At 43.3% G+C, this 23,506-nt stretch carries 20 protein-coding genes; 15 read left to right on the top strand and 5 right to left on the bottom strand.

The features are described 5' to 3' along the window. Positions 1–75: 75 nt before the first annotated feature. Positions 76–1,263 (bottom strand): hypothetical protein, encoded by a 1,188-nt coding sequence (locus ACFQ1M_RS09240; protein ID WP_386407298.1) that lies wholly within the window; start codon positions 1,261–1,263, stop codon positions 76–78. A gap of 115 nt (positions 1,264–1,378) precedes the next feature. Then, positions 1,379–2,662, bottom strand: coding sequence for a fumarylacetoacetase (gene fahA, locus ACFQ1M_RS09245; protein ID WP_386407301.1), 1,284 nt, complete (start codon positions 2,660–2,662; stop codon positions 1,379–1,381). 290 nt (positions 2,663–2,952) lie between these two features. On the opposite strand from fahA, the gene ACFQ1M_RS09250 reads away from it, so the two are divergent. Both ACFQ1M_RS09250 and ACFQ1M_RS09255 read left to right on the top strand, forming a co-directional pair. Next, positions 2,953–4,227 carry a serine hydroxymethyltransferase gene (locus tag ACFQ1M_RS09250; protein ID WP_386407304.1) on the top strand — a complete coding sequence of 425 codons (1,275 nt, stop codon included), beginning with the start codon at positions 2,953–2,955 and terminating at the stop codon, positions 4,225–4,227. 137 nt (positions 4,228–4,364) lie between these two features. Then, the gene (locus tag ACFQ1M_RS09255; protein WP_386407307.1) at positions 4,365–5,540 is read left to right on the top strand and encodes a glycosyltransferase; all 1,176 of its coding nucleotides are present in this window, start codon (positions 4,365–4,367) and stop codon (positions 5,538–5,540) included. 1 nt (position 5,541) lies between these two features. On the opposite strand, the gene ACFQ1M_RS09260 is transcribed toward ACFQ1M_RS09255, so the two are convergent. The 3 genes from ACFQ1M_RS09260 to ACFQ1M_RS09270 form a co-directional block, all read right to left on the bottom strand. Then, positions 5,542–6,177, bottom strand: coding sequence for a class I SAM-dependent methyltransferase (locus tag ACFQ1M_RS09260; RefSeq protein WP_386407310.1), 636 nt, complete (start codon positions 6,175–6,177; stop codon positions 5,542–5,544). 85 nt (positions 6,178–6,262) lie between these two features. Beyond that, positions 6,263–6,643: a Rid family detoxifying hydrolase gene (locus ACFQ1M_RS09265; protein WP_386407313.1), complete on the bottom strand. Its 381-nt coding sequence runs from the start codon at positions 6,641–6,643 to the stop codon at positions 6,263–6,265. Between the two features lie 317 nt (positions 6,644–6,960). Next, a complete protein-coding gene (locus tag ACFQ1M_RS09270; protein ID WP_386407316.1) occupies positions 6,961–9,708 on the bottom strand; it encodes a putative LPS assembly protein LptD in 2,748 nt (915 codons plus the stop codon). A gap of 82 nt (positions 9,709–9,790) precedes the next feature. Between ACFQ1M_RS09270 and ACFQ1M_RS09275 the strand changes: the two genes are divergently transcribed. The 13 genes from ACFQ1M_RS09275 (at position 9,791) to ACFQ1M_RS09335 (ending at position 23,503) form a co-directional block, all read left to right on the top strand. Beyond that, entirely contained in the window at positions 9,791–10,909 is a 1,119-nt protein-coding gene (locus tag ACFQ1M_RS09275; RefSeq protein WP_386407319.1) for an N-acetylmuramoyl-L-alanine amidase family protein, read from the top strand. A 57-nt stretch (positions 10,910–10,966) separates the two neighbouring features. Then, entirely contained in the window at positions 10,967–11,944 is a 978-nt protein-coding gene (locus ACFQ1M_RS09280; protein WP_386407322.1) for an MlaD family protein, read from the top strand. A gap of 15 nt (positions 11,945–11,959) precedes the next feature. Then, positions 11,960–13,276: a 4Fe-4S dicluster domain-containing protein gene (locus ACFQ1M_RS09285; protein ID WP_386407325.1), complete on the top strand. Its 1,317-nt coding sequence runs from the start codon at positions 11,960–11,962 to the stop codon at positions 13,274–13,276. A gap of 25 nt (positions 13,277–13,301) precedes the next feature. Beyond that, entirely contained in the window at positions 13,302–13,748 is a 447-nt protein-coding gene (locus tag ACFQ1M_RS09290) for an LNS2 domain-containing protein (protein ID WP_386407328.1), read from the top strand. Between the two features lie 114 nt (positions 13,749–13,862). Beyond that, positions 13,863–14,654 carry a (Fe-S)-binding protein gene (locus tag ACFQ1M_RS09295; protein ID WP_386407331.1) on the top strand — a complete coding sequence of 264 codons (792 nt, stop codon included), beginning with the start codon at positions 13,863–13,865 and terminating at the stop codon, positions 14,652–14,654. A gap of 147 nt (positions 14,655–14,801) precedes the next feature. Beyond that, positions 14,802–15,287, top strand: coding sequence for an ABC transporter ATPase (locus tag ACFQ1M_RS09300; protein WP_386407334.1), 486 nt, complete (start codon positions 14,802–14,804; stop codon positions 15,285–15,287). Positions 15,288–15,456: 169 nt separating this feature from the next. Continuing rightward, positions 15,457–18,384, top strand: a complete 2,928-nt coding sequence (locus ACFQ1M_RS09305) for a glycoside hydrolase family 3 N-terminal domain-containing protein (protein WP_386407337.1) — start codon at positions 15,457–15,459, stop codon at positions 18,382–18,384. 74 nt (positions 18,385–18,458) lie between these two features. Next, the gene (gene bshA, locus ACFQ1M_RS09310; RefSeq protein ID WP_386407340.1) at positions 18,459–19,586 is read left to right on the top strand and encodes an N-acetyl-alpha-D-glucosaminyl L-malate synthase BshA; all 1,128 of its coding nucleotides are present in this window, start codon (positions 18,459–18,461) and stop codon (positions 19,584–19,586) included. Between the two features lie 104 nt (positions 19,587–19,690). After that, positions 19,691–20,200 (top strand): protease complex subunit PrcB family protein, encoded by a 510-nt coding sequence (locus tag ACFQ1M_RS09315; RefSeq protein ID WP_386407343.1) that lies wholly within the window; start codon positions 19,691–19,693, stop codon positions 20,198–20,200. Positions 20,201–20,232: 32 nt separating this feature from the next. Then, positions 20,233–20,970 carry a 3-oxoacyl-ACP reductase FabG gene (gene fabG, locus ACFQ1M_RS09320; RefSeq protein WP_386407346.1) on the top strand — a complete coding sequence of 246 codons (738 nt, stop codon included), beginning with the start codon at positions 20,233–20,235 and terminating at the stop codon, positions 20,968–20,970. A 71-nt stretch (positions 20,971–21,041) separates the two neighbouring features. After that, positions 21,042–21,506 (top strand): MaoC family dehydratase, encoded by a 465-nt coding sequence (locus ACFQ1M_RS09325; protein ID WP_386407349.1) that lies wholly within the window; start codon positions 21,042–21,044, stop codon positions 21,504–21,506. 8 nt (positions 21,507–21,514) lie between these two features. After that, positions 21,515–22,597, top strand: a complete 1,083-nt coding sequence (locus ACFQ1M_RS09330) for a DUF2855 family protein (RefSeq protein ID WP_386407352.1) — start codon at positions 21,515–21,517, stop codon at positions 22,595–22,597. Positions 22,598–22,609: 12 nt separating this feature from the next. Then, complete coding sequence (locus tag ACFQ1M_RS09335) at positions 22,610–23,503, top strand: haloalkane dehalogenase (RefSeq protein WP_386407355.1); 894 nt, start codon at positions 22,610–22,612, stop codon at positions 23,501–23,503. Positions 23,504–23,506: the final 3 nt, after the last annotated feature.

Genomic DNA, 23,506 nt, shown 5'->3' on the forward strand with positions numbered 1-23,506 from the left:
TACAGACAGATTGCTTCTCCGCCAAAAGCGAATCGCAATGACTCGATGCTATCCCTTTTTAGACGCCTTCGTAATTTAGTTTCTTAACTTATTCCTGGTGATGATGAATTTGATCTTTTCCTTGAGATCCTCACCCGTGTCAAACACCATTTGTTCATTGCTGGGGAATGGTACAGCCCTTAGGCCTATTAGACCTAGGAAATGATCGTCCAAGGCGCGTTTGTCACCATCGTAGTCGGCATATACATGCTCAAAGACAAATTCGCTATTGATAGGAAAACTTTCTAGCTGTTGTTTGGTTCGGAGGTCTTTGAATTTCACCATACCCGTTACTTGCGTTGCTTTAAATTGAGTGAACTGGTATAGTTCGCATCGTACCGTTTTAAAATTATCTACCTTGATATTGTTACCAAGACTATCCTTTACGATATTCCCGTCATCATCATGAAGATATTTCCAACCATCCTTTACCTGCTTTTCTTTGATCACTTGCTTCTCTCTGATCTGCTCTGGAGTGATGTTGATGTCTCTAAGAGCGATCTCCATTCCAAAATCGTATTTGATCTGCTTCAGTTTATTTCCATGGTACACGGTCCATTTATCGTCAAGTCCGTAGGTATCAAAATTTAGAAGGTCTTCTTCCAAGCGTTGCGGGATGACCATTTGCGTCTGATTCTTCATATTGACCAAAACAAAGTCAGTCCCTTTAAAACTTGCCTCGTCCATCAACTGACGCACATTCTTAAAGCCTGGATTGATCCGATCCAAATAGCTCAGGTCGTCGTAGGCGGCCCTATAATCCAATTTGTTGGTAGCATTGGTGAGCAGTCCTTTCGCATTCTTATACAAATAATCGGACAGATCGTCTTTCGAGGCGATGATCTCGTCTGTATAATTGTTGAACCTAAATGTGGCATTTCTTCCTCTATCCAAGACTGGAAGAGGCAATAATGGTTTGATCAGCTCTTGTCGATTCTCGAGCCTTAGATAAGTTTCGTAGATTGATTCGAGGTTGGCAGGATGGCCATCCTTCTTTAAAAATTCGATCTCCTTTAAGTCTCTATCCGCTGCTTTTACAAAAGCTTCTTCGAGCATTAATACATAAGGCTGACGATTTTTCTTTGTCTTGTTCGACTTTAAGTTCTTTATGGCGATTGCAATGGCCTGATCGTAGTTACCAGTATTCAACGCCTCTTGTGTCTTTTTCACGCTGCTGCAGGCAGCTACAAAAATGACTGATAAAAAGAGTAATGCTTTCTTCATAATCGCTAGGTTTTTTCAGTTTATAGATTTGGGGTGTTCAAATTCAGTGCCAAATGTAGCAAAAAACCCCGAAGAACACTCTTCAGGGTTATAATACAACGTTTTATTGTGAGATTTATTTCTTATTGAAAGGAGGAAGTAACTTGTTGGAAACCTCCCCGAAGCCAATTCTCACTTCATTATTCTTACAATATCCGGTCATGGTCACGGTGTCACCATCATTGATAAACTTGCGTTCTGTACCATCGGCCATCTTTATTGGATTCTCTCCTCGCCATGTAAGTTCTAACATTGACCCATAGCTATCTTTAGTTGGGCCAGAGATGGTACCACTGCCCATCATGTCGCCCGAATTGATCAAGCAACCGTTCACGGTATGGTGCGCCAACTGCTGTGCCATGTTCCAGTACAAATATTTAAAATTGGACCTACAAACGGTGGTCGGACTGCTATTTTCTGGTGTAATGGCTACTTCCAAGTGGATGTCGTAGCTTTTTTCTCCTTCGTATTGAAGATAGGGCAATTGCTCTTTGATAGGTTGAGGACCTGCAACTCTAAAAGGTTCTAAAGCATCTAAGGTAACGATCCATGGGGAGATCGATGATGCAAAGTTTTTTGCTAGAAAGGGTCCTAAGGGAACATATTCCCATTTTTGAATGTCTCTAGCACTCCAGTCATTAAGCAACACCAGTCCAAAGATATGCTCTTCGGCCTTTTCGATAGGAATTGGCTCACCCAATTGATTTCCATCGGTTGCGATAAAGGCCATTTCCAGTTCGAAATCGACTAAACGCGATGGGCCAAAGACGGGCGTTTCAGCTCCAGCAGGCATCGTCTGTCCCATGGGTCTGTGAATGTTTGTGCCAGACGGTACGATAGAAGAACTTCGCCCGTGGTAGGCTACCGGAATGTGAAGCCAGTTTGGTAATAAGGCCTTGTCGGGGTCTCTAAACATGGTACCCACATTGGTTGCATGTTCCTTGCTCGAGTAAAAATCGGTATAGTCACCAATATGAACGGGTAACTGCATCTCAATTTCATCCATGTCGAACAATACAATGTCTCTGTGCTCCTTATTGTTTTGAAGTGATGGGTTTTCTTTGTCAAAGATCTCCGCGATACGGTTTCTGGTCAATCGCCATGTCTTCCTCCCGTCATCGATAAAATCGTTTAACGTATCCTGAAGAAAAATATCATCTGTAAGCGGCACACCTTTAAAGTATCCTAATTGGTGCAATGCGGCCAGATCGATCGCGGTATTTCCAATGCGTGTGCCTATCGTAATGACATCATCGCGAGTGAGAAAAACGCCAAAGGGAATATTTTGAATCGGAAAATCTGAATTCTCTGGAACGTGCAACCACGTTTTTCTATTGGGATCGTTAGCTGTAAGCGGCATAATCTTTTACTTTTTCCAAACAATATTATAAAATATTACGCTATCCCGCCCTAAGAATTTGAGTAATTTTTATTTCGGACCATTTTTAAAAAGGAATTGATAAAAATGACTCAAATTTTTGCGAATACTATAAAGGCAGATGAGCCTTGCATATATCTGTAAGTATGTGAAAAACTTGTTAGTATATTCGGTACTTTGACGATATTTCTTGTACTTATTTTCATAATTTTGACGCTTACATAAAATATGGCGACCATAGTCGCTTACACAACAACACAAACAACGTTAAAATGCAACGAGACGAACAGATCTTTGAACTCATACAAGAAGAGCACGAAAGGCAATTGAATGGTATTGAATTGATTGCTTCGGAAAATTTTGTTAGCGATCAGGTGATGGAAGCTGCAGGCTCTGTACTTACCAACAAATATGCTGAAGGGTATCCCGGCAAACGCTATTATGGCGGATGTGAAGTAGTGGATGTCATTGAGCAGATCGCCATTGATCGTGCCAAGGCATTGTTTGGGGCCGAATGGGCAAACGTACAGCCGCATTCAGGTTCGCAGGCCAATACGGCAGTATTCGCTGCTTGCCTAAAGCCAGGAGATAAGATCCTTGGTTTTGATCTTTCACATGGCGGACACTTAACGCATGGCTCGCCAGTAAACTTCTCTGGGAAATTGTACAAGCCCGTCTTCTACGGAGTTGATAAGGAAACCGGGGTGTTGAACTATGATACGATAGCAGAAATAGCCAAGAGAGAAAGGCCACAAATGATCATCTGCGGTGCATCGGCCTATTCGCGCGATATCGATTTCAAGCGTTTCAGAGAGATCGCCGATAGTGTAGATGCGATCTTATTGGCAGACATCTCGCATCCAAGCGGATTGATAGCCAAAGGAATTCTCAATGACCCGATCCCACATTGTCATATTGTGACCACCACCACCCATAAGACACTGCGCGGACCTCGTGGCGGATTGATAATGATGGGTAAAGATTTTGATAATCCCTTTGGAATTACACTAAAAAGTGGAAAGCCCCGCAAAATGTCGTCCTTATTGGATTCTGCAGTTTTTCCTGGAAATCAAGGAGGCCCTCTAGAGCATATCATCGCCGCCAAGGCCATTGCTTTTGGAGAGGCTTTGACAGATGAGTTTTTGCACTACGTCATTCAGGTAAAGAAAAATGCTGACGCGATGGCCAAGGCATTTGTCGCTAGAGATTACCATATCATTTCGGGAGGAACTGATAATCACATGATGTTGATCGACCTTCGCAACAAAGGAGTGACTGGAAAACTGGCAGAAGAGGCACTTGGCAAGGCCCACATCACCGTAAACAAGAATATGGTGCCATTTGATGATAAGAGCCCTTTTGTAACCTCTGGCATTAGAATTGGAACCCCAGCGATCACTACGCGCGGACTCAAAGAGGAAGATATGGAGGCCATCGTTGCGCTGATCGACGAGGTCATCAAGAATGCTGAAAACGATTCCATGTTAGAGGTCATCGGTGAAAAAGTACACCAGATGATGCAAGACACGCCGCTATTTGTCGCGTAGGATAGTTCAATACTAATAAAGAAAACGCTAGCTTTGACTAGCGTTTTTTTATTTCTAAATTGGAGAAAGACATTCAACATATCCTCATTATAGGCTACGTTTGGCCTGAGCCTAATTCGTCGGCAGCAGGAAGTCGAATGATGCAACTATTACGATTGTTTCTAAGTCAAAGTTGGAAGGTCATCTTTGCGAGTCCTGCGCAGGAGACGGATCATATGGTCGACCTTGAAGCTATGGGCGCAAGAAAGGAGCACATTCAGCTCAATGACGCGAGCTTTGATGTCTTTGTTGCGGCGCTTCAACCTACTATCGTACTCTTTGATCGCTTTATGATGGAGGAGCAGTTTGGTTGGCGCGTCGCAGCGCATTGCCCCAATGCTTTACGTATACTCGATACCGAAGACCTACACTGCCTGCGCAAAACCCGTCAAGAAGCCTTTACATCGGGGAAACAATTCAATATAGAAGATCTATTTAAAAGTGATATCGCTAAACGAGAGATCGCTAGCATCTATCGTTGTGACTTGTCCTTGATCATTTCAGAATTTGAGATGCAACTGCTAAAGGAACATTTCAAAATAAGTGAGTCCCTTTTATATTATCTCCCTTTTATGTTGAAACCAATGACGATAAACGACTCATCGAAGTTGCTATCCTTCGAGCAGCGGAAACATTTCGTAACGATTGGCAACTTCAGACATGAGCCCAATTGGAATGCCGTATTGTATCTCAAGGAGACCATTTGGCCATTGATCAAAAAGCAGCTGCCAAAGGCAGAGCTTCATATCTATGGAGCGTATCCTCCACCAAAAGCGATGCAGTTAAATGATCCAACTGAAGGATTCTTGATAAAAGGTTGGGCGAGCGATGCGGATGATGTGATGCAAAGATCAAGAATATGCTTAGCGCCCTTACGATTTGGAGCGGGACTTAAAGGAAAATTGGTCACCGCCATGAAAAATGGTACCCCAGTGGTAACTACGACCATAGGAGCTGAAGGGATTTATGGAGATCTACCATACAACGGAGAGGTTGAAGACGATGCTCTTATATTTGCCAATAAAGCCGTTGCATTATATCAAAATGAAACCCTTTGGCTGCAATGCCAGAAGAATGGGATTCAGGTGCTCAACCAGCGATTCAATGGTCCAGAACTGCAAGCATGTTTCATCGATAGGGTTAAAGTGCCGCTTAACGACCTGAGCGCTCATCGAGATGCAAATTTTATAGGATCTCTATTACAGCATCAGACGATGCAAAGCACCAAGTATATGTCCAAATGGATCGAAGCGAAGAACAAGCTCGAAAAATAGATTAGTTATTAAAGATGATCAGTCTTTCGTCAATAGTCACTTCAGAGAAGTCATAGGCATCCTTGATCCAATGAATGGTCTTTTCATGATAGATAAATACGTGCGTTATATCGTTCATATAATACCAATTGTGAAATGTGGTGTCCTCATCATAAAGGTCGGTCATAATGTAGAGTTTCCCTTTTTTGTTTAAGAGTTTATTCAGCAAATGAAATTCCTTTTTCGGATGATGGAAATGTTCGATCACCTCGCAGCAAGCGATATAATCATAGGTTCGCTTCAAAAGGTTGGGATAGTTATGAAAATAGGGGTCATATTGGACGATGTCGTAGCCATGATCATCAAGGATTTTGGAGATGACCGGACCTGTTCCGGCACCAAAATCCAGTCCTTTATCATCTCTTGAGAATTCATTGAGGATGGCAGAAGAAATAGGAGCGACAAAGTTTTGATAGCCTTTGTTCTCTACATCGTTATTATGCTCTTCATATCGTGCTTTTTCTTCTTCATCCGATGGCCAAAGTGCAGCATCTATAAAAATCCCAAAGCACGTCTTACATCGAAAATAGGTACCCTTCTTTTCATGTTCATAGAATAGGTCTCCGATATTTTCACAAAGTGGACATAAGTCGGCCATAGATCATTGGTGTTGTCCAAAAATAATCAATTCCAGATGTAATTGCTGAAACCCCATGGACACTGACCTAAAAATAGCTCATTAATCATTTCACCGCGATCATAGAGATCTCCACATTGACGAACTTTGGAAGATTGGCAACCTCCACTGTTTCTCGGGCAGGAGCTGTGGCCTCGTCAAAGTAACCGCCATAAACTTCATTTACCTGTGCAAAATTATGCATATCCGATAAGAAGATGCTCGTTTTCACCACATGCTCAAAGGTCATGTCAGCCGCCGCTAGAACTTCCTTCAGATTAGACATTACCTGTTTGGTCTCGTCTTTAATATTGTCTAAGACCATGGCTCCGGTGGCAGGGTTGATGGCGATCTGCCCGGACATATACAGGGTATTATCAACTAAAGTCGCTTGATTGTAAGGGCCAAGAGGAGCAGGGGCCTTGTCGGTAGTAATGATCTTTTTCATGATCGGTTTTAGTTTGATGGATTATTGATGTGCTAAATTAACAAATAAGGATCTCAGATTCGTGTTAAGCCAATTATAATTGATAATGCAACAGACGGAATTCGAGTTTCGAACTTTAAACGTTCTGCCTTCGCTGGCGGTTGTCGAAGAATTGTTTGTTTGGAAGATTGCCCAGGGCTGAAACTCCAAGCAACAGAATCTAAATCCTCAGATCAGATCTTGTCAAAGGCAAACAGGCATCATTGATAGCTGGATAAGACCTTTGTATTGTTGAAACACCCTAGGATAAACAGCTTCCTAATTCATACTTCCAACCGCTACAATCGCCTGTCCGGTTCCCTACGTTTGTCGTATTTAAGGTCTCTAAGGATGTTCGATTTGATACCGATGAAGAAGTACCACGAAGAACGCGCACTAAACGGCACCCAGTTGAAATTCATCCGAAAACTATCTAGATCCCTCTCAAAACGAAATTGGGTGAAAGTGAATCCCTTATTTTTAAAGTCATAGCCCGAAGAGGCGCCGACCTTCCATTTGGTGCCGAGTTTCACATTGCCAGAGAACATCAACGAGTTGTTGCTGATATCATTCTGTCGCTGCGCATTCGAATAGGTGATGGTGTAGGCCAATCGAAGGTCCCATGGGATGGTAGCCTTGTAAAGGCTTGGACGTTCTTCCTCTTCGTTCTCATCGTCTTTTGCAAAGAATCGGTTGTCTGTAAAGTCTTGGGCCTCCCCAAAGAGGTCATCGCTCCGTCCTCCGTTACGAGCATTGTCCAAATTGTCATCGTCGGTCTTCTTGCTCTCAAAACTCTTGCTAGAGAAGGAGTAATTGACATTCACATTGGCACTGGTCAGTCTAAATAGACTTCCGCCATTATCGATATTGAAGGTATTGATACGTCGATTGTTGTTGTCCAAGGCGTAGGGGTCAAAGGTCGCCCCAAAGTTGATGTTCATCTTACTGTTAAATATCGCGGTGTTTCCATTCATCCTCACGGGACTCCATGCCAATGAGTCTGCTGCGATATTATAGGCGGTAGAGAAATTGAGGTTATTCAAAAGGACGATCTTTTTGGGTTCTGTGGCGGTGGAGTCTTTGTCGCGCACCTTGGCCTCAAAATTATTGCTCAATGCCATGCCTATCGAACTAGAGAAGGTACGGCTGGGCGTTCCAAACAGGCTTTGTTCAAAACGGGTGAATTCTGCTGTGTTTCCATCAGCATCTATGATGTAGGTATCGTAGTATTGGTCAAAGGCCGGATTGATATTATAACTTACTGTAGGGCGCATCACATGGCGAATCGCTTTGATCTTTCGATCTTGCCCATCTTTCTCCCGGTCAAAGGTTCCGTAGATGGTCGTTCCAATGCTTGCACTAAAGTTATATTGCCTAAAGGCGTCAAAATTATTGAGCGTATCGATGGTAGAAGCTCCCAAAGTGGGGTCAAAATCATTTCTTCTGATGGTGTTCAAGGTCCAATTCTCGGTATAGGTCCCTCCCATGGACACACTAAAATGCTTGGCCACCTTAAAGTTGGTACTTACGGGAATGGAGTGTTGCATCCCCACACGCGCATCTTCGAACATTTCACTCTTTAGAAAGAGAGAATCGGTAGTTTGAATGCGATTTTCGCCTCTTACATTATACTGAAAGTTGATATTCTCTATGATTCCTTTCTTGGGACTGTCCCTTTTGGCAAAAGGAAAGATACGCTCCACGCTCGCCTGCAAGGTCGGTAAGGTCATGTTGATGATCTCTGTATTGGTATTTTGCGAATGCGTGGCTGTTAGCGATAGGTTTACCGATGGGTAGCCCGAAAAGGTCTTAGAATAAGAGATGGAGGAGTTCAAGCTGTTATTCAAGAAATTGGGTGTGCTCAACTGATTCACCGATTGTCTGAAAAACTGGCTGCTTCCCAGTCGCACAGAAGCGGAAAAACGCGAATTGGGATTGGCCTTGCTATCTTGGCTGTGTGTCCAAACGATGTTGTAGATCCTCGACTTGGAGAAGTTTGGGAACCCACGCTCACCTCTGATCAAGTTTTCAAAACGGTAGCTAAAATTTCCGCGGTAATGGTAGCGCCAGGCATAGGTGCTTTCCAGGCGAAAACCGTAACTACCATTGGTATAGTAATCTCCAAGTACCGCGAGGTCGATATAATCGCTGATGGGAAAATAATAACCCCCATTCTGAAAGAAATAGCCGCGTTCGTTGTTCTCTCCAAGTGTTGGAAAGATAAACCCAGCCGTCGCCTCATCCTGCAAGGGAAAATAGGCAAACGGAAGTCCGATAGGTGTCGGCACATCGGCGATATACATATTGGAGAAGCCAGCGACGATCTTTTTCTTTGGCACCAGCTTGATGCGTCTGGCTCGTATGTAGTAATCTGGGTCTTCGAGATTCTTTGAGGTGGTAAAACGCGCATTCTGGATATAGACGACCGAATCGTTTTCCCGTTTGGTGATATCTCCAAAGACCTTGAAATCATTCTGTTCCGTGCGACTATTCCATATCAAGGCACGCTTGCTGTCATAGTTAAACAGGATAGAGTCTGGCTCCACGACATCACCGCCCTGCGTAAAAATAGGAGGCTGGACATAGTTGCCCAAAGAGTCGCGAATTCCTTTGGCAAAGACCTCATTGGTCTCATAGTTAAGGACAATGGAGCCTGCTTCGACCTTGGTCTGCAAATATTCTACCACCGCCTCGTCATACAGATACAGCTTTCCTTCCTTTCTGCTTACCCGCATATATTCTTTGGCTTCCTTGTGTACTTTACCTTCCAAAAGCGGTTTTTTTGTCACGCTGTCTTGTGTGATACTATCGACCTCGGTGGTGTCGATCTCTGCAGTTCGTATCTCGGGAAGGATCTCGTTGATAGAAAGGTTCAAGGAGTCTTTTGGCTTATCTTTATTTTCAAAGGATTTTTCTTGGCCTTCTTGGGAAAAACCATGTGCAAAAAATAGTGCAAAACTTATTGATAAAAGTATATGGCGAGAGGTTGTTTGCAATGGTGTATATCCTATTTTTGTAAAAGTATGGCCTAGTTTTTGAAGGCTCAAAATTAAACATATTTTTTTGGTGACTTTTGCAATACCAAAATTTTATTTCGTTTTAATAACAATGATAAGAGGTAAATATTTTATGAGCAGGAAATTTGTGATTTTTTTGGGAGTCGTCATACTTTCGGTTTGCTTGTCTTCTTACATTCCCATCAAAAAGCAAGCCAAAGACCGTGTTTTCACTGTTGTTTTGGATGCAGGCCACGGCGGAAAGGATCCGGGGAAGAAGACCAAGCACTACAATGAGAAGGATATCGCCCTTAACATTGTTCTAAAGATAGGGAAGGAGCTCGAAAAGCACGATAACATCAAAGTGGTCTATACGCGTAAGACCGACGTCTTCGTAGATCTCTACGAAAGAGGCCGAATTGCTAACGAGGCCAATGCAGACCTTTTCGTTTCTGTTCACTGTAATGCACACAATAGTCAGGCGTATGGAGCTGAGACCTGGGTGCTGGGGCTTCACGCCAATAAGCAGAATTTTAAGGTTGCCAAGGAAGAGAACTCGGTGATTTTCTTAGAGGAGGATTACGAACAGAAATACGATGGTTTCGATCCCAATGACGAGGAGTCTGTGATCAGTTTGCTGTTGATGCAAGAGGAATATTTGGATCAAAGTATCCAGTTGGCTGGAATTATTCAAAATGGTTTCACCAATAAATTAAAACGAAGAAATAGAAAGGTAAAGCAGGCAGGTTTTATTGTATTGCACCAGACCTTTATGCCCAGCGTACTCATCGAAACGGGCTTTATCACCAACAAATATGAGGGCGCCTATCTCAGTTCTACCAAGGGTCAGCTAGAAATGGCCAAATCGATCGCCACGTCGGTTTTAAACTATAGAAAGGTGGTATCTCAAAATCTTTCCTTGGATGAAGTGATCGAAAAGGAGGAGCCCGAAATGGTCACATCAGACGCCGAACCCGTCATTGTAGAAGGGGTGACCTTTAAGGTGCAAATTGCGGCTAGCAGCAGATTGCTCGAAACGGAACCCTACAATTTCAATGGCCTTTCTACGATTTCCAGAGAGTCTTTTAATGACCTGTATCGTTATTTCTACGGAAATACCTCCAACTATACGGAAGCTGAGCGACTACAGGCTGAAGCGCGTGAGAAAGGATATCCCTCGGCCTATCTTGTTGCCTATAAGGATGGTCAGCGGATAAGCGTTTCTGAAGCCCTTAGATCAGTGGCAAATTAGATTAGTTCTTTCTAAAATAATTTCTAATTTTGTTTCGACACGATAAAGCTGTATAGTTTGAAGATATCTAGAGAGATCAAAACAGCATTGTTGGCATTGGCTGGCATTGCTTTATTTATTTTTGGGTTTAGCTATTTAAAGGCCAACCCCATTTTTCAGTCGGCAAGGACCTTCTACGCGATCTATAGTCACGTAGGCGGCCTTACCACCGGAACTGTCGTGACGATCAATGGGTTTCCGGTTGGGAAGATCCAAGATATCCGATTTATGGACAGTTCAGGGAAATTGCTGGTGACGTTCAATGTGGAGGATGATTTCCAGTTTTCGAAGAATAGCAAGGCCGAGATCTATGAGGCAGGTGTTATTGGCGGAAAGGCCTTGGCCATCATGCCAGCATTTGACAATGCCGAGACGGCCAAGTCAGGTGATACCCTAACAACGAGCTATCGACCGGGACTCACAGAATCTGTTGAGAACAAGTTACAGCCTTTTCTAAAGGATCTTGATAAACTATTGGTGTCTACCAATTCAGTGGTGGGCAAGGTCGATTCGGTATTCGATGCCAAGGCGCAAGCAGATCTAAAAAGAAGTCTTTCTGGTCTAAGCCAAGTGATCGATAATTTCAAAAAGACCTCCAGATCGATCGATGGCATTGTTGCTGGAAACAAGGAGCGGTTGGATAAGACCATCGCCAATGCAGAGAATATAACGAGCAATCTTTCCAAAGTATCCGATACGCTAGCACAGGCCAACCTTGGAAAAACCGTGAAAGATCTCCAAGCGACGGTCAATAATATGAACGGTATCTTGGCCAAGATCGAAAGTGGTGACGGGTCCGTTGGAAAGCTCTTAAAAGATGAAGCTCTTTACGACAATCTTTCTGGTGCCTCGAAACAGCTAGAGCAATTGTTGCAGGATATGAAACTCAATCCTAAGCGATATGTTCACTTTTCATTGTTTGGAAAGCGACCAAAGCAATACGATCCGCCAAAGGAAACACCCGAAACATCTGTCGAAGAGAATTCAAAGAACTAAAATTACGAAGCACTTATGGAATATATCCCAAATATTATCTTCGCTATCATATTGGCTGCAGGAATCGGCTATTTTGCTAAAAATGTAAAGAAGTTGATTCGCAATATCAAACTTGGGACCGCCATTGACCGAACCGATAACAAGGCCGAAAGATGGCGTAACATGGCGATGATCGCTCTGGGACAATCGAAGATGGTCGTACGACCGATCGCAGGGTTCTTGCATATTATTGTCTATGTGGGATTCGTCATCATCAATATCGAGGTCTTAGAGATCATCATCGACGGAATTTTTGGAACACATCGTATCTTTCAACCTATATTGGGGGAGGCGGTTTACGGTTTTCTGATAGGTACATTCGAAGTCTTGGCCGCCTTGGTCTTTGTCACGGTGATCATATTTTGGCTTAGGAGAAATGCCATCCGCTTACAGCGATTCATCAAGCCAGAAATGAAGGGATGGCCAAAGAAGGATGCCGACCTCATTCTTTATTTCGAAATGGTCTTGATGACGTTGTTCTTGGTCATGAATGCGACGGATGCTCCATTCCAGGAAGCTGGAGTAGGTAATGTGATCAGTGGTTATATCGCCCCATTGTTCGATGGTGTCTCAGAAAGTACCCTACACCTCATAGAACGCAGCGCCTGGTGGTTGCATATCGTTGGCATTCTCATTTTCTTGAATTATCTGTATTTCTCCAAGCATTTACATATTTTATTGGCATTTCCGAATACCTGGTACGCCAATTTGGCGCCACAGGGAAAATTTAAGAATGATGAGGCCGTTACTAAAGAGGTGATGCTGATGATGGACCCCAATGCTGACCCCTTTGCAGCACCCGCTGAAGGTGAGACCGAAGAAGCACCAGCGAAATTTGGAGCTTCGGATGTAGCAGATCTCAACTGGGTGAGTTTGCTCAACGCATATACTTGTACCGAATGCGGACGTTGTACGAGCGAATGTCCTGCCAACCAAACCGGGAAGAAACTTTCGCCGCGAAAGATCATGATGGATACCAGAGACCGTTTGGAGGAGGTTGGAAAGAATATCGACGCTAACGGAGGCGAGTTCAAAGAGGATGGCAAGCAATTGTTAGACAACTATATCACACGCGAGGAGCTTTGGGCATGTACTTCTTGTAATGCCTGTGTTGAAGCCTGTCCGGTAAACATCGACCCATTATCGATCATCGTTGAAATGAGAAAGTATTTGGTGATGGAGCAATCAGCCGCACCGGTCGAGTTGAACAACATGATGCAGAACATTGAGAACAACGGCGCGCCTTGGCCTTATAACCAAATGGACCGTTTAAATTGGAAAAACGAAGCGTAAATTTATATAATCAAATTGAAAAGCTATGAACAGAGAAGAAGCAGATAAACTGTTACATGAAAAGGTAGAAGCAGGAGAACACATCAGCCCGGTATTGCCCGAAGGTGTGAAGAATTACTTGATCGACATCGATGGTACGATCACCGAGGATGTGCCTAATGAGGAGCCATGGCGAATGGCCACTTGCGAGCCATTCGAGGATGCAAAGGAAACCTGCAACAAATGGTACGAGGAAGGACACATGATATGTTTCTTCACATCGCGAACAGAGGCGCACAGAGCGGTAACTGAAAAATGGTTGGCAGACCATGGTTTCAAATACCACAGCTTACTTATGGGCAAGCCAAGAGGAGGAAACTACCATTGGATCGATAATCACCTTGTAAAAGCGACTCGCTACAACGGGAAGTTTACCGATATGGTACAAAAGGAAGTGAAGATCGAAGTCTTCGACGACGGAAAACACGACTAATCAAGTTAGCAGTTGGCCGTTAGCAGTTCGCAGTTTTCTTTAGTCGGGTAACTGACAAAAGATTACCGAAGGCTTAACAACTGGCAACCGAAAACTGACAACAGAAGAATATATATGAGCGAGACATTGAGAGTGCCTACCATGGCAGAGATGATGGCCCAAGGCAAACAGCCCGAAGTACTTTTTTGGGTAGGCTGTGCCGGTAGCTTTGACGATCGAGCAAAAAAGATCACGAAAGCTTTTGTAAGGCTGATGAACAGGGCCGATGTGGAATTTGCCGTGTTAGGTGCTGAAGAAAGCTGTACTGGCGATCCAGCGAAGCGTGCAGGGAACGAATTTTTGTTTCAGATGCAGGCAGTGACCAACATCGAGGTGATGAACGCCTACGAGATCAAGAAGGTGGTCACCGCATGTCCTCATTGTTTCAATACCATAAAAAATGAGTACCCTTCCTTAGGAGGAAACTACGAGGTGATGCACCATACACAATTCTTGAAATCCTTATTGGATGAAGGTCGTCTGACGATTGAAGGAGGGCAATTCAAAGGAAAACGTATTACCTATCACGACCCTTGCTATTTGGGACGTGCCAATGGCGTATATGAAGCGCCAAGAGATCTCATCCGTAAATTGGATGTAGAGTTGGTAGAGATGCGCAAATGCAAAAAGCAGGGATTATGTTGCGGAGCGGGCGGTGCACAGATGTTCAAAGAACCCGAAAAAGGAGATAAGGACGTCAATATCGAACGTACTGAGCAAGCCTTAGAGACCAAGCCTAATATTATCGCGGCAGGATGCCCGTTTTGTAATACGATGATGACCGATGGTATCAAAGGAAAAGAAAAGGAGGATGAGATCGCTGTGATGGACATCGCCGAGCTGATCGCCAACGCACAAGACTTATAAACGATAGTTTTTAACATAAGATTGCAAACGAAGACCTCCTTTTGATGAAGGGGGTTTTGTATTTTTACAAAAGATAAAATGCACTTGAAGAATCTTAGGTGTATGCGTAAAACCCAAAACCTAGTACCCAAAACCAAAGGAATAAAAATGCTAACAGACTTTAATACCTTGCCAGATACGGCGCGTGTTTGGATCTATCAGGCCAACCGTTCTTTTACCGAGGAAGAGCTTGCAGAGATCAGGGAAAAGCTCGATCATTTTCTTGAGCAATGGACGGCGCACGGAGCCGATCTGAAGGCGGGCTTTGAGATCAAATACAAACGATTCATTATCATCGCACTAGATCAAGCGCTCCATGCAGCTTCAGGATGCTCCATCGATGCCTCTGTGCATTTTATTCAGCAACTGGAGCGGGAATATAATGTAGACCTTATGGATAAAATGAACGTATCTTATAAGCAAGGTGATTATATTGCATATAAGCCGTTGTTGGATTTCAAGAAGATGGCCAAAGAAGGCGCGGTGGGTAAGAAGACCATTGTTTTTAATAATTTGGTGGTCAATAAAGGGGAATTTGAAGAAAGTTGGGAAGTGCCAGCTGCTGAAAGTTGGCACAGCCGTTTTTTAAAATAATCACTCGATGTCATAGGTTTCAAAAACCTGTGAGGTCTTAAATAAATTACTATATTTAAGTCCCGCTCTCCCGATGTCTCGGTGGCGGGATTTGTAATATAAATTGGATGCCTCAAAATATTTTGGAATAATAATTGTTTGATAGATCAGTACTAGTGTACATCATCCTATGATAGAGAAGAATTACATGCAGCGAATCGTTTTCCTCATTACCTTATTGAATTTCTCGTTGATCACTGCCCAGCAGATCGATCCTTTACTCGCCTCCAATGTGGAACATCAGGCAAAATGGGTAGATAGCATTTATGGCAATATGACGCTCCAGCAAAAGATTGGGCAGTTGTTCATGGTAGATGTTTTTTCTTCCAAAGAAAAACAGCACATCGATCGAATAAAGAAATTGATTACGGAACATCATATAGGTGGCATTATTTTCTCTAAGGGCGGACCGCAACGACAGGCGAAATTGAACAATGAATTTCAAGAACTATCGCAAGTACCTTTATTGATAGGGATGGATGCCGAATGGGGACTCGCTATGCGCCTAGACTCTACCTATGCCTTTCCCTGGAATATGACTTTGGGGGCCATTCAAGATAACAAGCTTATTGAGGCCGTTGGGAAACGGATTGGTGAACATAACAAACGACTTGGGGTGCATATCAACTTTGCCCCAGATATCGATATCAATACCAATCCCGATAATCCAATCATTGGAAACAGGGCTTTTGGTGAAGATAAAGAAAATGTGACCTTAAAAGGAATGGCCTTTGCTCGTGGAATGCAGCGTGCTGGTGTCTTGGCTTGCGGAAAGCATTTCCCTGGCCATGGAGATACGGATCAGGATTCGCACAAGACCTTACCAACCATCAATTTTTCGGCGCAACGCATAGACAGCATCGAATTGTATCCGTATAGAAGATTGATCTCTGATGGTCTCGCCAGTGTGATGGTAGCCCATCTCAATGTCCCCAGCTTAGAATCGAGAGCTGGATATCCTTCGTCGATCTCCCAGAATATCGTCACTGATATTTTAAAACAACGATTAGGTTTCAACGGACTTATATTTACCGATGCTCTAAATATGAAGGGCGCATCTAACTTTAGCGAACCGGGCGACATCGATTTGGCTGCCTTTCTTGCGGGCAATGATGTGTTATTGATATCCGAGGATGTTTCAAAGGCATCGACCAAAATTGAAGAGGCCTATAACGATGGTGCTATTTCAGAAGAGCGCTTAGCGCACTCGGTGAAGAAGATACTCAAGGCAAAGTACAAAGTGGGTCTTCATGAATATTGCCCTGTAGAGAGGGAAAAACTCTTTGAAGAGCTTAACACCCCTGAAGATGATAAACTTTACAGCGAGCTGATCGAGGAAGCCATCACTGTGGTAAAGAACCAAGGTGCGATCCTTCCGATCAAGAATCTCGATAACAAAAAGATCGCCTATGTGCATATGGGTGACGATTCTGGTTTGGATTTTTTAGAGACCCTTCAGAAGTATACTAAGGTAGACCAGATCAATGCAAGTAAATTGGATGAGATGATCACTAAGCTAAAACCTTATAATCTGGTCATCGTCGGTCTGCACAGGTCAAATGATAATCCATGGAAATCCTATAAGTTTACAGATAAGGAATTGGTATGGCTCTATGAGATCGCAAGAAATAACAATGTTATTCTAGATATTTTCGTAAAACCATATGCGCTCTTAGACTTAGCTTCTACCACCAATCTAGAAGGTGTGGTGGTCAGCTATCAGAACAGCAAATATGCTCAAGAAGCCTCGGCGCAGATCATCTTCGGAGCGTTGAAAGCTAAAGGTAGACTCCCTGTGAGCGCCCATCAGGATTTCCCGGTTAACACCTTTTGGGAGACCTCTTCGTTGAAGCGTCTGGGGTACACCTTGCCCAATCGTGTTGGTATCAATATGGAAAAACTAAAGAAAGTGGATACCTTAGCACAGATGGTCATTGACTCGGCAATGTCCCCCGGAGCCCAGATATTGATCGCTAGACGTGGGAAAGTGATCTACCATAAAGCATTTGGGAAACATACCTATAATAGCAAAAGGGTGAAATGGAATGATATCTATGACGTGGCATCACTTACAAAGATCCTCGCCACTTTGCCTATGGTCATGAAACTAGAGGAGCGTGGTAAGTTAAAAATGAATACCCGACTCAGGGTGATGTTGCCAGAGATCACAGGTTCCAACAAAGATTCCTTGACCTTGATCACGATGTTGAGCCATTATGCTCGATTGAAACCTTGGATCCCCTTTTATCTAAGGACCCTGGACACCGTTAATCGATTGCCGCTAAAGGAATATTATCGGTCCAAACCTTCAAAGAAGTTTGGTATAAAGATCATGGACAATATGTTCTTGCGTAACGATTATAAAGACACCATATTCAACAGAATTGTGGAAAGCGATCTTCGGCAACGCCTTGAATATAAGTATAGCGACCTTCCATACTACTTGATGAAACGGTACATAGAAAAGGAATACCTTGAATCTTTGGATATGCTGGTGCAAAATAATTTTTACAAATCCTTGGGAGCTAATTATACGACCTATAATCCCTTGGAAAAGTTTAACAAAAATATGATAGTCCCTAGCGAAATAGATGACTATTTTAGATATCAGAAAGTACATGGCTATGTGCACGACATGGGTGCCGCCATGCAGAATGGCGTTGGAGGCCACGCAGGACTATTTACCAATGCGAATGATGTGGCAAAGATCATGCAGATGTACTTACAGAAAGGATATTATGGTGGTAGGCGTTATTTACAGTCTAAAACAATTGATAAATTTAATACCTGCTATTATTGTGAAGAGGATAATAGACGTGGTGTAGGCTTTGACAAACCACAGCTAGATGAGGTTGGCCCAACCTGCGGTTGTGTTTCCATGACAAGTTTTGGACATTCGGGCTTTACAGGGACTTATACCTGGGCAGACCCAGAACAAGAGTTGGTCTATGTTTTTTTATCCAACCGAACCTACCCAACGATGTCCAACAGAAAACTGATCCGTACAGATATTCGGACCAAGATACAACAGGCCATCTACGATGCCATCGAGGAATGACGAAGAGACATGAGGAGAAGGTTATTCCTGGTGCCAAAGAATTTAACTTATTAACCAACATCTAAAAACAAGAAATGAGAATCGCCATAGTTTGCTATCCTACTTTCGGAGGTAGTGGTGTTGTCGCTACAGAATTAGGTTTGGCACTTGCCAATAGAGGGCACGAAATACATTTCATCACCTACAAGCAGCCTGTACGTCTTGCACTTTTAGGCGAACACGTACATTTTCATGAAGTGCATGTTCCCGACTATCCGCTGTTCCATTATCAACCCTATGAGTTGGCCTTGTCCAGCAAGTTGGTCGATATGGTAAAATTATACCGAATAGAGTTGCTACACGTGCATTACGCCATTCCTCATGCCTATGCCGGATATATGGCCAAACAAATGCTCGCCGCAGAGGGGATATCCATTCCCATGGTAACGACCTTGCACGGAACAGATATCACCCTCGTTGGAAGTCATCCCAATTATCGCCCGGCGGTAACCTTTAGTATCAACGAATCTGATGTGGTCACTTCGGTGTCCGAGAGTCTTAGAAAAGATACCATGAAGCTTTTTAACATCAAAAAGCAGATCGAGGTAGTACCGAATTTCATAGAGGTGGATAAACATGACTTTCAATTCACCGATTGTCAACGCAGTATCATGGCAAATGATGATGAAAAGATCATCACCCACATCAGTAACTTCAGATCTGTAAAGCGGATTCCAGATGTGATCAGGGTCTTTTATGAGATCCAACGGAAAACACCTGCAAAACTGATGATGGTAGGTGAAGGCCCAGAAAAAGAACCAGCCGAACTTCTATGTGACCAGTTGGGAATTCTAGATAAGGTCGTCTTCCTAGGCAATAGCAATGAGATCGATCGTATTCTCTGTTTTTCAGACCTTTTCTTGTTACCATCAGAGACCGAGAGTTTTGGTTTGGCTGCATTGGAAGCAATGATATCAAAAGTACCTGTCATCTCTAGCAATACAGGCGGTATCCCCGAGGTCAATAAGCATGGAGTTTCAGGTTATCTCAGCGACGTAGGCGATGTCATCGATATGGCGAAAAATGCATTAGAGATCCTAAAGGATGAAGAAACCTTGGAGAAGTTTAAGCAAAATGCCTACGATGAGGCAAAGAAGTTCGACATCAATAATATCGTACCTTTATATGAACAGATCTATGATAAGGCATTCTCGATGGCGTAACTAACCCCGCTTCAATTTTTATATGATATGAGCTCGAAGAAGTTTTATTGTTAATGACCATCAAGACGATTAGCATCTTCAAGGCACTAAAAAATTCTAAAAAAATGAAAAGTATCTTTTTAGTTCTTTTGACCATCATCCTTTCGTGTGGCGGAAGTAGATCTCCGGTCAACAATGAACAGCAACCTGATAAAACGAAAAATGAAAGACCGATGAGTATTTCGCAAGAGAAAAAATACGAAGTATTGGTGCAGGACGCCTCGGGTGGTCCTGTGGAGCCTCAGATCCTGGTAATCAAAGAACCCAAGGCCCTTCAGGATTTCTATATAAAGATCAACATGACACGTCGCCCCGGATACCCTTTACCCAATATCGATTTTGACAAGGAAATGGTCGTCATCCTGTGTATGGGGCAAAAGAACACCGGAGGATATTCCATAGACATAGATTCCGTAGAAGAACTGGAAGGAACTCGAAGAATATGGGTCAGAGAAAATGGTCCTGGACCTAATGATATGGCCACGATGGCGCTCACAGAGCCGTTTTGTATTGTAAAAATGACCGCTACGGATAAGAAGATCGTTTTTGAGAAGGTACAAGTTTCAAAAAAATAAAAGAATAGCTTACCAATAACCAACCACATGCTATGAGATTAGAAAATAAAGTAGCCATCATCACTGGCGGCGCACGCGGTATCGGCAAGGCCGTTGCAGAACTCTTCGCCAAAGAGGGTGCCAAGGTCATTATTTGGGACCTGCTGCCCGAAGGAATAGAGACAGCCGAAGGTATTAAAAAATTGGGAGGGGAAGCCGAATTCACCAGTATTTCGGTCACCGATAGAGCCGCCATTGAAACCGAAGCCGCCAGGATCCATTCAAAATTTGGGAAAATCGATATCCTCATCAATAATGCGGGCATTACCAAGGACCGAACACTCCACAAAATGAGTGACGAGGAGTGGGACGCGGTGATCGATGTGAATTTGAAGGGGGTCTTTCTTTGTACGCAGATCGTTTCAAAATACATGAAGGAAGCTGGCTATGGTCGCATTGTTTCAGCTGCCTCCAATGTTGGTTTGCGAGGCAATTTTGGGCAGACCAACTACTCGGCGACCAAGGCAGGCGTGATCGCCATGTCCAAGACATGGACCATGGAATTGGGCAAATATGGGATAACGGCAAATGCGTTGGCACCAGGATTTACACTTACCGAAATGACCGAACAGATCCCGAAAGAACGTTTAGACGGAATTAAATCCCAGATTCCTTTACAGAAGGCCGCGTCGCCAATGGACATCGCTTATGGATATTTGTACTTGGCCTCGGACGAAGCCTCCTTTGTCTCAGGGATCTGTTTAACTATCGATGGGGGAATTTCTAGATAACGCACTTTTTCATTTCTTTCTAGAAGTGCAAAAGATCAAACGGTTGATCAGGCTAACCAATAATCACATGTATGGACCAACTTATCTGTAAAGATCTCACTTCATTTAAAACATACGAAGGCAAAGACCTTCCAACCGGAAAATGGCTGACCGTTAGCCAAAAAATGATCAATTCCTTTGCTGAGGCGACACAGGATTTTCAATGGATCCATGTGGACATTGCGAAGTCCAAAAAGCATTCGCCTTTCAAAAAACCGATTGCTCACGGCTTTCTATCGGTCTCGTTATTGTCAAAAATGCTAACGGATATCGTTACCGTTGAAAGTGTGAAGATGGGAGTGAATTATGGCCTGAATAAGGTGCGATTTCCGCATCCTGTTCCTGTGGATAGCAGACTGCGCTTACATGGGAAAATCGAAAAGACAGAACCCTATGGCGATAATGGCCTTAAAATTACGTGGGTTTGTACCATAGAGATCGAGAATGTTGAAAAACCTGCCTGTGTGGCCGAGTTTGTTTCACTTATGTTTGAATAACTACCGCTATGACCTATACCAATCATCAGTTTTTAGTAAATAAGTCCAATATCACCGAAGCCATCTTCAAAGAGGAAACCATTGATGACCTTCAAGAAGGGGAAGTACTTTTAAGCATCGATTACTATGCCTTCACCGCAAATAATATCACTTATGCCGTCGTAGGCGATACGATCGGCTATTGGCACTTTTTCCCAGCTCCCTCACCTTACGGAATCATTCCAGCTTGGGGATTTGCCACGGTGGTTGCTTCAAAGGACGATTCGATCTCAAAAGGGGAACGGTATTATGGGTATTATCCCATGAGCGATTATTTGAAAGTGACACCCATAAAAAAGAGTCCCCTTGGTTTTGTAGACGCAACAGCACACAGACAAGAGCTTCCTGCGATATACAATTTCTACACAAATACGGCCTCTGATCCGATGTACGAAAAGGCACGAGAAGGTTTTCAACCTATTTTGGGCCCACTGTTCGTCACCTCGTTTCTATGCTATTATTTTTTAAAAGACGAAGCTTTTTTCGGTGCCGATCAAGTAATTCTAACCAGTGCGTCCTCAAAGACCGCTTTGGCGCTTGCATTTATGCTAGGTCAACATAAAAAGGAGGATGGTAAAAAGATCATTGCCTTGACCTCTGGAAAGCATGTGGATTTCCTTGAAGAAACAAATTTTTATGATAAAGTGATCGCCTATGACCAAGTGGACGAAGCGCTCGATAAGACCGCTTCAGTAGTGGTGGATTTTGCAGGAAATACCGATCTGTTGGTGAAATTATATAAAGTTCTGAACTCAGAATTGCTATACACCGCATTGATTGGATGGACAGATTGGACCGCAGAAAAAGAGTTTAAGGCACTTCCGCGGGCCAAGTTCTTTTTCGCTCCAGACCATATCAAAAAACGCTATGAGGAATGGGGAGTTGAAAGGACGAATTCCGAAATGGGAGGTTTTTTGAAGCAATATATAGCAATTGTTTCTGAACATATTGAACTTCAGCACATATCCGAAAAGGAAACATTCCTTGATTTTTATCAGCGGATGCTTAAGGGAAAAGTAGATCCATCTAAGGGCTATCTCATACACTTATAAACGTTGTTCTATATGAAGATCTTAAAAACACCTGCTTCCCGATTTGAAAACCTACCGGATTATCCTTTTCAGTCCAACTTCTGCGAAATGGCCGAGGGATTGCGAATGCATTACCTGGATGAAGGTGATGGTCCCATAGTGCTTTTACTCCATGGCGAACCAAGCTGGTCGTTTTTATACCGAAAGATGATCCCGATCTTTAAAGATGCAGGATTTAGGGTCATAGCTCCAGATCTTATCGGTTTCGGAAAGTCTGACAAACCTTCGGAGACGTCCGACTATAGTTTTCAGAATCATATCGATTGGTTAAAGCAATTGATATTCAAATTGGGATTGAAGGACATCAATCTATTCTGCCAAGATTGGGGTGGACTCACAGGATTAAGAATCGCTGCCGAGGAAGCGCAGCTTTTTAGTCGCATCGTCGTCTCAAATACCTTTCTTCCCATGTCTGGTCTAAAGGCCAATGAAGCATTTAGGAATTGGCGAGACTTTTCTCAGAAGGTGCCAGAATTTCCTGTGTCAACGATCTTACAAAAGGCTACGGTCTCAGAATTATCAAAAGAAATCCTAGCAGCCTACGACGCTCCTTTCCCTGATGAGACCTTTAAATCTGGGGCGAGAATATTTCCCGCCTTGGTACCTTTTGAAGGAGAGGATCCTCATAATGCATTACCAGCCTGTGACGCCGCCTGGGAAGTTTTAAAAAAATGGACAAAGCCACTGTTGACCCTCTTTGGTGATTCGGATCCCATCATGAAAGGGGGTGACAAATACTTCCAATTGGCAGTTCCAGGAGCTAAGGGTCAAGAACATCGGGAAATTAAGGGTGGCGGACATTTTATTCAGGAAGATGCGGGCGAAGAATTGGCCAAATTAATGATCGCGTTCATCCAGAAAAACTAAATA

The sequence above is a fragment of the Sungkyunkwania multivorans genome, assembly GCF_042675645.1.
GTDB lineage: Bacteria > Bacteroidota > Bacteroidia > Flavobacteriales > Flavobacteriaceae > Sungkyunkwania > Sungkyunkwania multivorans.

Bases quoted from the DNA above. Each gene is read 5' to 3' on its own strand.
- ACFQ1M_RS09240 (WP_386407298.1), bottom strand. From the start codon at position 1,263: ATGAAGAAAGCATTACTCTTTTTATCAGTCATTTTTGTAGCTGCCTGC.
- fahA (WP_386407301.1), bottom strand. From the start codon at position 2,662: ATGCCGCTTACAGCTAACGATCCCAATAGAAAAACGTGGTTGCACGTT.
- ACFQ1M_RS09250 (WP_386407304.1), top strand. From the start codon at position 2,953: ATGCAACGAGACGAACAGATCTTTGAACTCATACAAGAAGAGCACGAA.
- ACFQ1M_RS09255 (WP_386407307.1), top strand. From the start codon at position 4,365: ATGATGCAACTATTACGATTGTTTCTAAGTCAAAGTTGGAAGGTCATC.
- ACFQ1M_RS09260 (WP_386407310.1), bottom strand. From the start codon at position 6,177: ATGGCCGACTTATGTCCACTTTGTGAAAATATCGGAGACCTATTCTAT.
- ACFQ1M_RS09265 (WP_386407313.1), bottom strand. From the start codon at position 6,643: ATGAAAAAGATCATTACTACCGACAAGGCCCCTGCTCCTCTTGGCCCT.
- ACFQ1M_RS09275 (WP_386407319.1), top strand. From the start codon at position 9,791: ATGAGCAGGAAATTTGTGATTTTTTTGGGAGTCGTCATACTTTCGGTT.
- ACFQ1M_RS09285 (WP_386407325.1), top strand. From the start codon at position 11,960: ATGGAATATATCCCAAATATTATCTTCGCTATCATATTGGCTGCAGGA.
- ACFQ1M_RS09290 (WP_386407328.1), top strand. From the start codon at position 13,302: ATGAACAGAGAAGAAGCAGATAAACTGTTACATGAAAAGGTAGAAGCA.
- ACFQ1M_RS09295 (WP_386407331.1), top strand. From the start codon at position 13,863: ATGAGCGAGACATTGAGAGTGCCTACCATGGCAGAGATGATGGCCCAA.
- ACFQ1M_RS09300 (WP_386407334.1), top strand. From the start codon at position 14,802: ATGCTAACAGACTTTAATACCTTGCCAGATACGGCGCGTGTTTGGATC.
- ACFQ1M_RS09305 (WP_386407337.1), top strand. From the start codon at position 15,457: ATGATAGAGAAGAATTACATGCAGCGAATCGTTTTCCTCATTACCTTA.
- bshA (WP_386407340.1), top strand. From the start codon at position 18,459: ATGAGAATCGCCATAGTTTGCTATCCTACTTTCGGAGGTAGTGGTGTT.
- ACFQ1M_RS09315 (WP_386407343.1), top strand. From the start codon at position 19,691: ATGAAAAGTATCTTTTTAGTTCTTTTGACCATCATCCTTTCGTGTGGC.
- fabG (WP_386407346.1), top strand. From the start codon at position 20,233: ATGAGATTAGAAAATAAAGTAGCCATCATCACTGGCGGCGCACGCGGT.
- ACFQ1M_RS09325 (WP_386407349.1), top strand. From the start codon at position 21,042: ATGGACCAACTTATCTGTAAAGATCTCACTTCATTTAAAACATACGAA.
- ACFQ1M_RS09330 (WP_386407352.1), top strand. From the start codon at position 21,515: ATGACCTATACCAATCATCAGTTTTTAGTAAATAAGTCCAATATCACC.
- ACFQ1M_RS09335 (WP_386407355.1), top strand. From the start codon at position 22,610: ATGAAGATCTTAAAAACACCTGCTTCCCGATTTGAAAACCTACCGGAT.